Below are 13605 nucleotides of genomic sequence, written 5' to 3' on the forward strand. Positions count from 1 at the left end.
AAAACGACGGCATTGCCGTCGTTTTTTCTATCAATAAGCGACCTTAGCTACGATTAACTAACATCTCTAACTTCATGCTTAAGCGCTCTTCACGCTCCTGCTCTTGACGTTTTTCCTGTCGCGCTTTATTGATCTCTTTTAGCTTCTGCTTAGCATGTTCAGACTCTTCTTTTGTTACAAGACCTGCCGCTTCGCCATTAATATCAATACGCTCCGCCCCTTCACGCAAAGAGCGGTAGTAATTTAGAGCGCGCACATAACTGGCTAAAGCCCTTTTGATCTTGTTTTTTGCAACCTTTTCGTCAGCGATCAGATCTTCCTGAATACCGATTTTAAGAGGTCTAACATTCTTACGATCAAAGGTTTTTGGGTACGCTTCCATCAACTGCTGCAGGGCAGCCATATTAGCAGCACGGTTTTTGGATTTCGCCTTTGGCGCTTTATTTACTACGTCATTCACCTTGTTAGCCTCGGACTGGAACACGTTACTGATAAGTATGTTCTGCTGTTTTTCAGCAGATTCAAGCAATTGTTCCAGTTGATCAATTAATTGCTTGGTTTCAAAAAAAATCTGATGGATATCAGAGTTAACCTTTGCGGATATAGTACCCAAAAAGCTCATGATCTATGTACTGCTCCACCAACTCATGACCTAAAAACTGACAAAACTTCGGAATATCTCGCTGAGTAGAAGGATCCGTTGCAATTATATGCAGTATCTCTCCCGCTCGCATATCCCTAACATGGTTATGTAACATCATAACCGGCTCAGGGCAATACAAACCCTGCGCGTCTAGAATATGATCCGCTTTGATATCAATCATCTTCCATCTCTTGCACAAAGTTGCGTATTGTCTCAAATTACCCATGACAGAAAAAGCGATTTAACCCGAATTACTGAACTAAAATCGCTTTTATGCGATAAATAAACCATTCTATAAGGCAGATAAGTTATTTCAGAGGGAGATCGCTATGATCAGAGTCATGATTGAACGCCATATAGCTGATGAACTAATCATACACTACGACAAAGCCGCACGAGAAACCCTGCAACGCGCCATGCAAGCACATGGGTTTATCTCCGGTGAGGCATTACAGAACGTTAAGGATCATAACCACCGGCTCGTCATCGCCACTTACAGAACCCTACAAGACTGGCAACGCTGGGCCAGCTCGGAAGAGCGCCTAGAGATGATGGCAATGATTAACCCGATGCTAGAACACGAAGAAAAAATAACGGTTTTTGAGCACTAAAACACTCTTGATCTTGCGTATTCAACCTAGCGAATACGCAAGAGACAAGTAATCTCTTCCCTGTCATGGTAAAGATGCTTTGCACTAAGCTCATAACCCAGCCCCGCCTTCATAAACCGCTCAGCGATCAAATTAAAACACGCAACCACCTCTTGATAGCGTTGTTTCATCGGCAATTTAAGGTTAAAGATAGCTTCTGAGCACCAACCATTTATCACCCAATCAGCAGCCATGTCCGCTGTTTTAATCGGCTTATCCACCACGTCACAAACCATTAAATTGACCGGTTGATCTGGAATGAATTTATACGCATCTTCTTGGACGTGGTTAACCTGCCCCGTATCCATTAAATCAGGCTGCATCGGCCCATTATCAACAGCGGCCACAAACATACTCCGCTGCACAAGCTGCCAAGTCCAGCCACCCGGCGCAGCGCCTAAGTCAACGGCACGAGAACCATGTGCTAATCGCTCATCCCACTCATTTTTAGGGATAAACCAATGCCATGCTTCCTCTAACTTCAACGTGGAACGGCTAGGCGCTTTTTTCGGGAACTTCAAACGCGGAATCCCCAGTGGCCAAGGCGCAGAATTAGCCACGGCAGAATAGCCAATATAGATATCGCTACCCGTCAGCACAAACAACACTAAGCGTAACGCTTTATTGGGTTTCTCTTTCTGTAGAAAGCCCGATTTACGTAACGTTTGCGCTAACGCTGAACCGAACTTACGCGAAAATGTCGCTAACTCACGACCATCAGTCGTATCAGGGTGCTCGACCCAAAGATCAGAACAAGTGGGAAACCCCTGAATATAGGCTTCAATTTGAGACACCCGATCCTCACGTTCTAGTTGCTGACAGTCACCGCACGCCATCCACTGACGGATAAATATAAACTCACGAAAACGAAGCTCACGTACCGCCTTCTCGGCATAACCCTCTTGTTGAATATGAAAAAACAGATAACCGTCATTTTCATTTAGCGTGCAATAACCATAGATACCTACCGACCCGCACTGGTCCGTAATTTCAGCCGCTGCTTCTTTTTCGAAACCGGAACGACACTGTAAAAGCAAACGATTAATAAGGCTCAACGCACCCAATCCTTGATAAAACTAACGCTATAATTAAGATGATCATCATGGAGAAAACCGGATATTTTTCTAGGTTTAAGATCATGATCGCCATCCTCTAACCAATGCACGGACACTGATGGAGGCAGATTGTACTGAGTTACTTCAGAAAATGAACCCATACGGTCCCTCGTTCCTTGAAATATATGCAGCGGCTTAGTTATTTCAAACAGATGATCTACACGCAGCTTATCGGGCTTACCCGCAGGGTGAAACGGGTAGCCAAAAACAAAACACCCACTTGCCGAAGAGGCTTCAAATAACATTGAAGCAACACGCCCCCCCATAGACTTCCCTGCTAAAAAGAGCGGCACATCCTCATCAAACTGAGCAATAATCTCCGCAAAGTAAGCTAATAGCTTAGGCATAGGATCAGGCGGTCTACGTTTACCCGTTGCTGTAATTTGCTGCATATAGGGAAATTCAAAGCGAACCACCTCAAAGCCCTGAAGCACAAGTTTATCGGCGAGAACCCCCATAAACTCACTCCTCATACCTGCCCCAGCACCATGCGCCAGAATGACCCTACCTTTTACAGGCTTTCCACTTATTAACACTCAGTTCGCCCTAACCCGCTAAAAGAGGTGGATTATTGCACGAATCGAAATTGATTTATGTCAAATAAAGCCCCGAAAAGGACCTTATTCTTTTTTACAAAATGTAGATATAGATCAAAAAAAATCAGTAAATGGATTTTAATTCAACGGAAACGATCACACCCAATAATAAAATAATTCTTATATTTCAACACTTTATAAAATAAACCGCGACCTAAGATGTAATGATAGTATACCTAGGTCGACATTGTGCTCCTGCGACAATATGCCCCAGTTAATCTTCTAAATACATTGATAATACGGGCTTATTCCCAGATAATTGCCAGCGAAACTCAAATTTCCATAATCTAGCTTGTTGATGAGAGTCTGACATGAGCACAGCAACTGAACACCCCACCTACAATTATAAAGTGGTGCGCCAGTTCGCCATAATGACAGTAATATGGGGTATCGTCGGTATGACCGTCGGTGTCCTAATCGCTGCACAATTGGTTTGGCCTGCACTAAACTTTGATACCGCATGGTTGACCTATGGTCGTCTGCGTCCACTGCATACTAACGCAGTTATTTTTGCATTCGGCGGCTGCGCCCTGTTTGCAACTTCTTACTACGTTGTACAGCGTACCAGCCAGCGCCGCCTGATCTCTGATGGTCTTGCCGCGTTTACGTTCTGGGGCTGGCAGGTTGTAATTCTTGCAGCCGCTATCACATTACCTCTAGGCCTGACCTCTTCTAAAGAGTATGCAGAGCTAGAATGGCCAATCGATCTACTGATTACAGTAGTTTGGGTGGCTTATGCGATAGTGTTCCTTGGCACAGTGAAGATGCGTAAAACATCTCACATCTATGTAGGCAACTGGTTCTACATGGCCTTTATCATTACAGTTGCAGTACTGCACATTGTAAATAGCATGGCAATCCCCGTCACAATGTGGAAGTCATACTCTATTTACCCTGGTACTGTCGATGCAATGGTTCAGTGGTGGTACGGTCACAATGCTGTAGGCTTCTTTTTGACAGCGGGCTTCCTAGGTATGATGTACTACTTCGTACCAAAACAAGCTGAGCGTCCAATTTACTCTTACCGTCTATCTATCGTTCACTTTTGGGCGTTGATTGCGACATACATGTGGGCAGGTGGTCATCACCTTCACTATACCGCGCTTCCAGACTGGACTCAGTCAGTAGCAATGGTTATGTCTCTGATCCTACTCGCACCTTCATGGGGTGGTATGATCAACGGTATGATGACACTGTCTGGCGCGTGGCATAAGCTTCGTACCGACCCCGTTCTTCGCTTCCTTGTTGTATCCCTTTCCTTCTACGGTATGTCTACGTTCGAAGGCCCAATGATGTCCATTAAGACAGTAAACGCGCTGTCTCACTACACTGACTGGACAATTGGCCATGTACACGCAGGTGCGCTTGGTTGGGTAGCAATGATCTCTATCGGTGCTGTTTACCACATGATTCCTCGTCTATTCGGTAAAGCTCAAATGTACAGTGTTGGTCTTATTAACACGCATTTCTGGCTGGCTACCGTTGGTACAGTGCTATACATCTGCGCGATGTGGGTTAACGGTATCCTTCAGGGCCTAATGTGGCGTGCAGTGAATGAAGACGGTACTTTGACATACAGCTTCGTTGAAGCACTTGAAGCGTCTCATCCTGGTTACTTCGTTCGTTGGTTAGGCGGTATGTTCTTCCTAACGGGTATGGTTCTGATGGCTTTCAACACTTGGCAGACTGTTCGTAAAGGCAGTACTGCACCAGAAGCTAAAGCTTCTGCACAAGCAGCTTAAGGTCAAGGGAGCATATAGAAATGATCAAACACGAAACGATTGAAAAGAACATCGGCATCATGATCTTGCTGATCATCATCGTCATCAGTGGCGGTGGTTTAGCTGAGATCGTACCTCTGTTCTTCCAGTCTTCTACGACTAAACCCATTGAAGGTCTGCGTACCTACTCAGCACTTGAGTTTGAAGGCCGCGACATTTACATCCGTGAGGGTTGTAATGTTTGTCACAGCCAAATGATCCGTCCTTTCCGTGCAGAAACGGAACGTTACGGTCACTTCTCAACAGCTAATGAGCACGTTTGGGAACACCCATTCCTATGGGGTTCTAAACGTACAGGTCCAGACTTAGCTCGCGTAGGCGGCCGTTACTCTGATGATTGGCATCGCGCTCACTTGTATAACCCTCGTGACGTGGTTCCTGAATCTAAAATGCCGTCATACCCTTGGTTGTTTGAAAACAAGTTATCTGGCAAAGATACTGCCAAAAAACTTGAAGCACAGCGCAGTGTTGGCGTTCCGTTCTCTGATGAACAGATCGCTGGGGCACAAGATGCAGTACAAGGTAAATATGAGATTGAAGCTCTTGTTGCCTACCTGCAGTCTTTGGGCAAATTGCATTCTGAATACACAAACAAGCGGTAATAACGCGTGAATTACGAAGTTTATGGTCCATACATTCCGGTTGTCATGCTAATCACATTTTTAGCATTGTTTGCTTGGGTGCTTAACCCTAAAAACAAAGAAAAATATGACGATGCAGCGAATATGCCTCTTCAGGAGCCTGATGAGCCAATACTGGGTGATGAGTCCAATAACGGGAGAGATCAAAAATGAGTGCTTTCTGGAGCGCGTGGGTAACGGTAATTACCCTAGCAGTAATTCTTGGCTGTACTTGGTTGCTTCTTGCTACTCGTAAGAGCCAGCCACACCAAGAAGTTACTGAAGAAACGCTAGGCCATGAGTTTGATGGCATAGCTGAGTATGATAATCCACTGCCTAAATGGTGGTTCCAGATGTTTATTGGAACTGTTGTTTTTGGTCTAGTTTATCTTGTTCTATACCCTGGTTTAGGTAACTTCCAAGGCCTACTTGGATGGACATCTCACAACCAATGGGAAGAAGAAATTCAACACGCAGAGGAAGTGTATAAGCCTGTATTCGCAAAATACGCATCCCTACCTGCTGAAGAGCTTCTAAAGCCTGAAAATGCAAGCGGCCTAAAAATGGGTCAGCGCATGTTCGCCAACAACTGCTCCGTATGTCACGGTTCAGCAGCAACGGGCGCACACGGCTTCCCTAACTTGACTGATAATGATTGGTTATACGGCGGCGATCCTAAAACGATCAAAGCCACCATCACTAATGGTCGAGTAGGTGGCATGCCACCTTGGGGTGCGGTACTGGGTGAAGAAGGCGTACGCGATGTTGCGAACTACGTTTTATCACTCAGCGGAACAGCGTCCGATGCAGAAGCAGCTGAACGCGGCAAAGGCCAATTCCAGGCACTTTGTACCGCTTGTCACGGCGCCGATGCTAAAGGTTTACCTATCTTAGGTGCGCCTAACTTAACGGATAACACATGGTTGTACGGCGGTTCTTTCGAGAACGTTGCACACACTATCCGTAATGGCCGTGCCGGTGTCATGCCTGCGCACAAAGACCTACTAAGCGATGACAAAATCAATTTGATCACTGCTTACGTATATAGTCTGTCAAATAAGTAAGGGCAGCCATTGAAAATAAAAGGCGATATGATGCAGATCATGTCGCCTTTTTTTGTAGATCGTTTAAAATATTCAGCTTTGCTAATGCACCGAGCAAGCATTAGCAAAGTTGATTTTCAATTATCACTGGTGAGTATGTGAGCAACGATATGAATCAGATCCCAGTTCAAGACGTAACTCCAAAGAAAAAGAAAAACTCTGAGGAGAATTTTGATCTGTACGCAAAACGTGAGCACATTTACGTTAAAAACTACACAGGTATCTTCAAGCTATTCCGTCAAGCATCAAGCTTTATCATGCTTTTGATGTTCTTCGGTTTTTCTTGGATTACATGGGATGGCCGTCAGGCTGTCTTATTTGACCTACCCGAACGCCAATTTCATGTATTTGGTATGACGTTCTGGCCACAAGATTTCATGTTGTTATCTTGGTTACTCATTATTCTCGCTTTCGCCCTTTTCTTCTTCACCGTATTCGCTGGGCGCTTATGGTGTGGCTACGCCTGCCCCCAGTTTGTATGGACCTGGATCTATATCTGGATCGAAAGCGTTACTGAAGGCGACCGTAATAAGCGCATGCGTATGGATAAAACGCCAGGCATGAGCAAAGAGAAGTTCATCCGTAAAAGTACCAAACACATACTTTGGATCATTTTTTCGATCGCTTCAGCGATTGCGTTTGTCGGCTACTTTACACCGATTAGAGATCTGATCGATGGCATTCTCTCATTCCAGCTAGGCCCTTGGGAGATGTGGTGGATTGGCTTTATCGCAGTTGCAACTTATGGAAACGCTGGCTGGTTACGTGAGCAGGTCTGCATCTACATGTGCCCTTATGCTCGATTCCAAGCGGTTATGTTTGACCAAGACACGCTGATCATCTCATATGATGAGAAACGGGGTGAAAGTCGCGGCAAACGTAAAAAAGGATCCGACTATAAAGCCGAAGGGTTAGGCGATTGTATTGATTGTAACCACTGCGTACACGTCTGCCCTGTTGGCATCGACATCCGCGATGGCCTTCAATATGAGTGTGTCGCCTGCGGTGCATGCGTCGATGCTTGTGATGATATTATGGAGCGCGTAGGTTATGAAAAAGGCCTCGTGAAATACACAACAGAACATCAATTAGCCGGCAATAAAACTCACATTTTACGCCCTCGCTTAATTGGTTATTTTGTGGTGCTCTGCGCCATGTTCATCGCCTTTGCGTACACACTGTATAGCCGTATTCCACTTGAGGTGGATATTCTGCGCGACCGTGGCAAGCTTTATGCTGAAACATCCAACGGCATGATTGAAAATACCTATACGCTCAAGCTCGCTAACAAAGAGCAGATCGACCACCAATTCAGCATTAAAGTTTCCGGACTTGAAGGCATGAAATACATGGGCGATGAAGTTGTGATGATTAAATCAGGTGAGCTACTCGACCTCCCTGTACGTATCACTATTCCAGCTAAGTACTTGAGTAAAGCCAACAACAACATCCTATTTGAGGTAGAAGCATTAGATAACCCTTCAATCTCTATCAAAGAGGAAAACCGTTTTATCGGCCCCGCGCCAAAACGCTAAGTTGCTGATGAATATCAACTAAGGTGGTGCATTTATGCTCCACCTTGTTGGCAAATAGGTTAGAATAGCTGCCCGTTAAATGTGTAAACTTACGCACATTTAACTCGCAGCTTTTTTTGGGGTATACATACAATGAATTCAGAAGACAACACACCGATTGCTCCGTGGTACAGACAACCCTGGCTCTGGTTTATTTTAGCGCCGATCATTGCTGTCGTTATTTATGGAACCTCGTTCCTTTACCTATCGATCATTACCCATGACGGTATAGTTAAAGATGACATGTACAAAGTTGCGCGCGGTCACTTTGTTGATAAATCACACTCTGAAGCAGCTAAAGCCTTAGGCGTTTCCGGCACACTCAAATTAGATAATCAAACGGGCGATTTGATGGTGGACTTCACCTCTAATCAAACAGAAAAGCCGAACCACCTAACACTTAGCATCGTTCACCCGACGCATCAGCAATACGACCAGACGATCATGCTAAAACAGGTACCGAGCACAAATTTGTACACAGGAAGCCTGAAAGCATCCCTTAAAGGTAAGCGTTACCTTATTTTGGAAGACGATACGGCTAGCTGGAACTTGCGCGCAGAGATCCTTCCACCTTACGATCAAAATAGCGTTGAGTTAGAACCAGCACATAACTAATGACGGGCAACCATCCATCAAAAAATTGCTACCACTGCGGACTCACTATTCCGCCAGGTAGCGATTTCACAACGATTATTGATAATGAACCGCGCGCCATGTGCTGTCCCGGCTGTTTGGCCGTGGCCGAAACCATCGTCAATAGCGGATTAGACACCTACTATAAACATCGCACAGAAACGGCGGGATCGCCCGAGGTTAGGGGTAAAGAGCTACCGGAACAGCTTCTCCAAGAGCTTGCTCTTTATAATGAGCCCACCATCCAAAAAGAGTTTGTTGTCACAACAGATAACCTATCTGAAGCCTCGTTAGTGATTGAAGGTATCACCTGTGCCGCATGCGTTTGGTTACTTGAGCACCACATCAACGGCATTACCGGTGTTGAAAAAGCCCATGTCAATCTAACCAATCACCGTGCACGTATCACATGGGACCCAAGCATCACCCCATTAAGCACCCTACTTTCTGAAATATACCGTATCGGCTACCAAGCACACCCTTACCACCCCGATAAAGAGGAGCAACTGCTGGAGCAAGAGCAAAAGCGTGCGACACGTCGATTAGGGATCGCGGGTATTGGAATGATGCAAACCATGATGATCGCTGTCGCCCTTTATGGCGGCGATATTCAGGGGATTGAAAATAGATACGTAACCTTTATGCGCTGGGCTAGCTTAGTCATCGCCTCCCCGGTCGTTCTTTATGCTGCGCGCCCCTTTTTTACTGCCGCTTGGCGTGACCTTAAAACCAAACACCTCACCATGGATGTACCTGTCTCCTTAGCCATTGGGGGCGCTTACCTTGCCAGTATTTGGGCAACCGTTACCAATAGTGGCGAAGTCTACTTTGACTCAGTCACCATGTTTACTTTCTTCCTACTCATCGGCCGTTTCCTTGAGATGAAAGCACGCCACCGGACAGGACGAGCAGGCAACTCCCTACTCAACTTATTACCCGCCAGTGCGATCAGAGTCGTTGGTAATGAGGAGCAGCTTGTACCGGTCAAAGAACTAAAAAACGGCGATTGCGTTATTGTCCGCCCCGGCCATACAATTCCCGCTGACGGGATGATCATCGCGGGCAATAGCTCTGTAGATGAATCCGCGCTGACCGGTGAATACTTACCTATACGTAAACAAGTCGACGATGCCGTTGTCGGTGGCACCATTAATGTTGAAAACCCAATCACGATAGAGATTACGCAAACCGGTAATGAGACTCAGCTCTCTGCGATTGTTCGCCTTCTCGAGCGCGCCCAAGAAGAAAAACCACATGTTGCTAAAGTGGCTGACAAAGTTGCCAGCTATTTTGTTGCCGCAGTGTTACTCACAGCCCTCGTTGTCGGCGTAAGCTGGTGGTTAATTGAACCCTCTCAAGCGTTTTGGATTACCCTCTCGGTACTGGTGGTGACGTGCCCATGTGCGCTCTCTCTCGCAACACCCACAGCCCTTACCGCCGCAACCGGCACGCTAAGGCAAAATGGCTTATTAATTACCCGTGGCCATGTATTAGAAAGTCTAGCGACAGCAACCCACTTTGTTTTTGATAAAACAGGCACATTGACCGAAGGGAATTTGAGCCTACAGCAGGTAGTCCCACTCACTGAACTCAATGAAAGTGAATGCACAAAAATCGCCGCGGCCATTGAGCACCATAGTGAACATCCGATTGCCAAAGCGTTTCACGCGCAGTCCGCCGAACTTCATGCATCAGACATTCACAACGAAGTCGGTCAAGGCCTCGAAGGGCAGATCAACAACAAACGTTATCGCATCGGCAAACCCGATTTTGCGGCTCAGATCTGTGTTCAACCTCAACCTCCGCTACCTGAAACCAGCGGTCAATGGTTACTGCTCTGCAATGAAGACTGCGCTTTGGCATGGTTCAGGTTGAATGATCAGGTTCGCAGAGAAGCGAAACAAACGATTAATTACCTACAAAAACTCGGTTTAACATGTGAAATGCTAACCGGAGATAACTCATCCGCTGTCGAAGAAGTTGCCACTTTTTTAGGCATTGATAATACAGTATCAGGCGTATCGCCCGAGCAAAAGCTAAGCCACGTAAAAGCACTACAAGAAAATGGCGCACATGTTGTGATGGTCGGCGATGGTATCAATGACATCCCCGTACTGGCCGGCGCTCAAACATCTATAGCCATGGGCGGTGCAACCGACTTAGCTAAAACCAATGCTGATGGCGTGCTCATTAGTCATGACCTACTGCGCTTAGTGGACGGCATTTTACTCGCCCGCAAAACCAAGCAAGTCATCAAGCAGAATTTATTCTGGTCACTGTTCTACAATTTAATGGCGCTCCCACTCGCCGCATTCGGGTTTGTCGCCCCCTATATGGCGGCACTCGGCATGTCTATCAGCTCCCTTGTTGTAGTCGGCAACGCCATGCGTTTAAATCGTATTAAGAAAAAGAAGTTCAATACACACAAACCACGCCCTGAAACGTTGAAGGCTAACTCCCAGCAATAAAATCAGGTAGAATTACTCCTTTTAAAATTTAGGGTTATTAATCCTCATGGACATTATTTTTCTCCTCATACCAATCGCTATTATCTTAGCGAGCTGCGCTGTCTGGGCTTTTTTTTGGAGCGTCAATAATGGTCAATATGATGATTTAGACAGCCCCGCCCACAGTATTTTATATGACGACGACGAAGACCTTATCCCTGACGACGCTAAAGTAAAACATACCCCCGCTAAGGATAAGAATGACTGAAGCGCTCTCCCTACCTACTGCGTTTTTATTGGGTCTACTTGGCGGTACACACTGCCTCGGTATGTGCGGTGGGATTGCGACAACCGTTTCCCTAAGTAGCCCGAACGGCCTCAAAGGTTTTGGCTTACTTTTAGGCTACAACAGTGGGCGTATTCTTAGCTACACCTTGGCAGGAGCGTTACTGGGCAGCTTAAGCTGGTTAATAGACAACCTTGTAATACAACTGGCTTTGCGTACATTTGCAGGCTTAATGCTTATTAGCATGGGCCTTTATATAGCACAATGGTGGCAAGGTTTAACAAAAGTTGAGCATCTAGGCTCCCACCTCTGGAAGCAGATTAGTCCGCTGGCGCGTCGTTTTTTGCCGGTAAAAACACTGCGCCAAGCACTGATGCTCGGTGTGCTTTGGGGCTGGCTACCCTGTGGTTTGGTATACAGCACATTAATATGGGCGTCCGCGGCGTCAAATTGGACATTAAGCGCACAACTGATGACCGCTTTTGGTTTAGGCACACTGCCGACGATGCTCTTAACCGGTGTGTTAGCACAGCAAGTAAAAGCTATTTTACAAAATGCGCTAACAAAACATATCTCCGGCTGCATCATCATACTTATGGGGCTCTATACGATCCCTTGGCAAGGCATAGTGAGTAAGCTATAGGCTCACTCATTCATAGATATTGACTTAGACATAGGTGCTGCCAGTAAGGGCGGCCACAAAGATAACGAGGAAAACATTCGTGGATAGCAATCTGATTAAGTGGGACTTAGATCTAATAAAGCGATATGACCTTTCAGGTCCACGCTATACATCTTATCCAACAGCGGTTCAGTTCGATCCTGAACTCTCCTCCTCAGATCTGGTCACCACAGGTCAGCAATCTGCGGACTTGAATGCCCCGCTATCACTCTATGTCCACATCCCATTTTGCGCGCATGTTTGCTATTACTGCGCCTGTAATAAAGTCATCACCCGTAACCGTAAAAAAGCACAGCCCTATTTAGATACCCTCTATAAAGAGATGGCCCAGCTGTCCAAATGGTATAGCAATGATCGCCACGTCACCCAGCTTCACTGGGGCGGCGGCACACCAACCTTCATTAGCCATGATCAGATGCGTGAGCTTATGGGGCAGATGCGCACACACTTCAACCTTCTCGATGACGACTCAGGTGATTACTCCATCGAGATAGACCCAAGAGAAGCCAGCGAAGAAACGATTCAAGTGTTAAGGGATATTGGCTTTAACCGCATCAGCTTAGGCTTACAAGATATAGACCCTAAAGTGCAAGAAGCGGTAAACCGTGTACAGTCAGTTGAGCAAACCGCAGCGATCCTAGAGGAAGCGCGTCGCCAAGGCTTCCGCTCTCTCAACATTGACCTGATCTATGGCCTACCCTATCAAACATTTGATGGCTTCAACGAGACACTAGACACGGTGATTGAGATGAACCCTGACCGTCTCTCTGTCTTCAATTACGCGCATTTACCGGACCGTTTCCGTCCTCAGCGTCATATTGATGAATCAACACTGCCGAGCCCAGAAACAAAGTTAGCCATTCTTGAGTCCACCATTAGCAAGCTCCTTGCTGCCGGTTATGTCTATATCGGCATGGATCATTTTGCCAAACCTGATGATGAATTAGCGATTGCTCAAAATACAGGTAAATTACACCGTAACTTCCAAGGCTACACAACACATTCCGAATGTGACTTAGTCGCCATGGGCGTATCAGCTATTAGCCAGATTGGTTCTGTGTATTATCAAAACCAACATGAGATGCAGGCCTATACCGATGCGGTAGAAAGCGAACAACATGCGATAAAGCGTGGCGTCTGCCTCACCCAAGACGACATCATCCGCCGCCATGTAATCACCCAGCTTATCTGCCATTTTGAGCTAGAAAAAGCCGCCATAGAAACCTTATACGGCATCCAGTTTGATCAATACTTTGCAGACGCGCAACACGAGTTAAGCGCCTTCACTGCCGATGGCCTGATCCAGATGGATAAAAAACGCATTAGCGTATCCCCTGCGGGCCGGTTGTTAATCCGCAGAATCTGTATGGCTTTTGATGCTTATATACCAAAAGACCATAGCTCACAGCGGTTCTCTAGGATTATTTAACTTTCCGTCTTTACATAAATATTACATAATCAAAATGTAGCCACTC

General features: G+C 46.1%; 15 protein-coding genes. 11 read left to right on the forward strand and 4 right to left on the reverse strand.

All coding sequences use genetic code 11. The features are described from left to right. Positions 1 to 43: 43 nt before the first annotated feature. Together A3773_RS00605 and tusA are read right to left on the reverse strand one after the other, a co-directional pair. The gene (locus A3773_RS00605; RefSeq protein ID WP_231902105.1) at positions 44 to 622 is read right to left on the reverse strand and encodes a ProQ/FINO family protein; all 579 of its coding nucleotides are present in this window, start codon (positions 620 to 622) and stop codon (positions 44 to 46) included. After that, positions 588 to 824, reverse strand: coding sequence for a sulfurtransferase TusA (tusA, locus tag A3773_RS00610; protein ID WP_067981637.1), 237 nt, complete (start codon positions 822 to 824; stop codon positions 588 to 590). Before tusA ends, A3773_RS00605 begins: the two co-directional genes overlap by 35 nt. Positions 825 to 972: 148 nt before the next feature. Here tusA and A3773_RS00615 point away from each other — a divergent pair, with 148 nt between their 5' ends. Next, positions 973 to 1254: an antibiotic biosynthesis monooxygenase family protein gene (locus tag A3773_RS00615; RefSeq protein WP_067981639.1), complete on the forward strand. Its 282-nt coding sequence runs from the start codon at positions 973 to 975 to the stop codon at positions 1252 to 1254. Positions 1255 to 1280: 26 nt separating this feature from the next. Here the strand turns inward: A3773_RS00615 and rlmM are convergent, their stop codons facing one another. Next, positions 1281 to 2348 (reverse strand): 23S rRNA (cytidine(2498)-2'-O)-methyltransferase RlmM, encoded by a 1068-nt coding sequence (gene rlmM / locus A3773_RS00620; RefSeq protein ID WP_197462691.1) that lies wholly within the window; start codon positions 2346 to 2348, stop codon positions 1281 to 1283. Next, complete coding sequence (locus A3773_RS00625) at positions 2345 to 2944, reverse strand: alpha/beta family hydrolase (protein ID WP_067981641.1); 600 nt, start codon at positions 2942 to 2944, stop codon at positions 2345 to 2347. Before A3773_RS00625 ends, rlmM begins: the two co-directional genes overlap by 4 nt. 371 nt (positions 2945 to 3315) lie before the next feature. Between A3773_RS00625 and ccoN the strand changes: the two genes are divergently transcribed. The 10 genes from ccoN (at position 3316) to hemN (ending at position 13559) form a co-directional block, all read left to right on the forward strand. Beyond that, positions 3316 to 4746 (forward strand): cytochrome-c oxidase, cbb3-type subunit I, encoded by a 1431-nt coding sequence (gene ccoN / locus A3773_RS00630; RefSeq protein ID WP_067981643.1) that lies wholly within the window; start codon positions 3316 to 3318, stop codon positions 4744 to 4746. A 20-nt stretch (positions 4747 to 4766) separates the two neighbouring features. After that, a complete protein-coding gene (gene ccoO, locus A3773_RS00635; RefSeq protein WP_067981645.1) occupies positions 4767 to 5387 on the forward strand; it encodes a cytochrome-c oxidase, cbb3-type subunit II in 621 nt (206 codons plus the stop codon). 6 nt (positions 5388 to 5393) lie between these two features. Continuing rightward, positions 5394 to 5579 (forward strand): cbb3-type cytochrome oxidase subunit 3, encoded by a 186-nt coding sequence (locus A3773_RS00640; RefSeq protein ID WP_067981647.1) that lies wholly within the window; start codon positions 5394 to 5396, stop codon positions 5577 to 5579. After that, complete coding sequence (gene ccoP, locus A3773_RS00645) at positions 5576 to 6469, forward strand: cytochrome-c oxidase, cbb3-type subunit III (protein WP_067981649.1); 894 nt, start codon at positions 5576 to 5578, stop codon at positions 6467 to 6469. The genes A3773_RS00640 and ccoP overlap by 4 nt, the downstream gene beginning before the upstream one ends. 149 nt (positions 6470 to 6618) lie before the next feature. Further along, on the forward strand, positions 6619 to 8043 hold the full coding sequence (gene ccoG, locus A3773_RS00650; protein ID WP_067981651.1) for a cytochrome c oxidase accessory protein CcoG: 1425 nt from the start codon (positions 6619 to 6621) through the stop codon (positions 8041 to 8043). A 132-nt stretch (positions 8044 to 8175) separates the two neighbouring features. Further along, complete coding sequence (locus A3773_RS00655; protein ID WP_067981652.1) at positions 8176 to 8697, forward strand: FixH family protein; 522 nt, start codon at positions 8176 to 8178, stop codon at positions 8695 to 8697. Further along, a complete protein-coding gene (locus A3773_RS00660; protein WP_067981654.1) occupies positions 8697 to 11183 on the forward strand; it encodes a heavy metal translocating P-type ATPase in 2487 nt (828 codons plus the stop codon). Before A3773_RS00655 ends, A3773_RS00660 begins: the two co-directional genes overlap by 1 nt. Before the next feature lie 46 nt (positions 11184 to 11229). Continuing rightward, on the forward strand, positions 11230 to 11430 hold the full coding sequence (gene ccoS / locus A3773_RS00665) for a cbb3-type cytochrome oxidase assembly protein CcoS (protein ID WP_067981656.1): 201 nt from the start codon (positions 11230 to 11232) through the stop codon (positions 11428 to 11430). Next, complete coding sequence (locus tag A3773_RS00670; protein WP_067981659.1) at positions 11423 to 12091, forward strand: sulfite exporter TauE/SafE family protein; 669 nt, start codon at positions 11423 to 11425, stop codon at positions 12089 to 12091. Before ccoS ends, A3773_RS00670 begins: the two co-directional genes overlap by 8 nt. 79 nt (positions 12092 to 12170) lie before the next feature. Then, positions 12171 to 13559: an oxygen-independent coproporphyrinogen III oxidase gene (gene hemN, locus A3773_RS00675; RefSeq protein WP_067981661.1), complete on the forward strand. Its 1389-nt coding sequence runs from the start codon at positions 12171 to 12173 to the stop codon at positions 13557 to 13559. Positions 13560 to 13605: the final 46 nt, after the last annotated feature.

This window comes from Neptuniibacter pectenicola (assembly GCF_001597735.1).
Classification (GTDB): Bacteria; Pseudomonadota; Gammaproteobacteria; order Pseudomonadales; family Balneatricaceae; genus Neptuniibacter; species Neptuniibacter pectenicola.

Bases quoted from the DNA above. Each gene is read 5' to 3' on its own strand.
- ccoS (WP_067981656.1), top strand. From the start codon at position 11,230: ATGGACATTATTTTTCTCCTCATACCAATCGCTATTATCTTAGCGAGC.
- A3773_RS00655 (WP_067981652.1), top strand. From the start codon at position 8,176: ATGAATTCAGAAGACAACACACCGATTGCTCCGTGGTACAGACAACCC.
- A3773_RS00605 (WP_231902105.1), bottom strand. From the start codon at position 622: ATGAGCTTTTTGGGTACTATATCCGCAAAGGTTAACTCTGATATCCAT.
- ccoG (WP_067981651.1), top strand. From the start codon at position 6,619: ATGAATCAGATCCCAGTTCAAGACGTAACTCCAAAGAAAAAGAAAAAC.
- A3773_RS00660 (WP_067981654.1), top strand. From the start codon at position 8,697: ATGACGGGCAACCATCCATCAAAAAATTGCTACCACTGCGGACTCACT.
- ccoO (WP_067981645.1), top strand. From the start codon at position 4,767: ATGATCAAACACGAAACGATTGAAAAGAACATCGGCATCATGATCTTG.
- tusA (WP_067981637.1), bottom strand. From the start codon at position 824: ATGATTGATATCAAAGCGGATCATATTCTAGACGCGCAGGGTTTGTAT.
- A3773_RS00615 (WP_067981639.1), top strand. From the start codon at position 973: ATGATCAGAGTCATGATTGAACGCCATATAGCTGATGAACTAATCATA.
- ccoN (WP_067981643.1), top strand. From the start codon at position 3,316: ATGAGCACAGCAACTGAACACCCCACCTACAATTATAAAGTGGTGCGC.
- ccoP (WP_067981649.1), top strand. From the start codon at position 5,576: ATGAGTGCTTTCTGGAGCGCGTGGGTAACGGTAATTACCCTAGCAGTA.
- A3773_RS00670 (WP_067981659.1), top strand. From the start codon at position 11,423: ATGACTGAAGCGCTCTCCCTACCTACTGCGTTTTTATTGGGTCTACTT.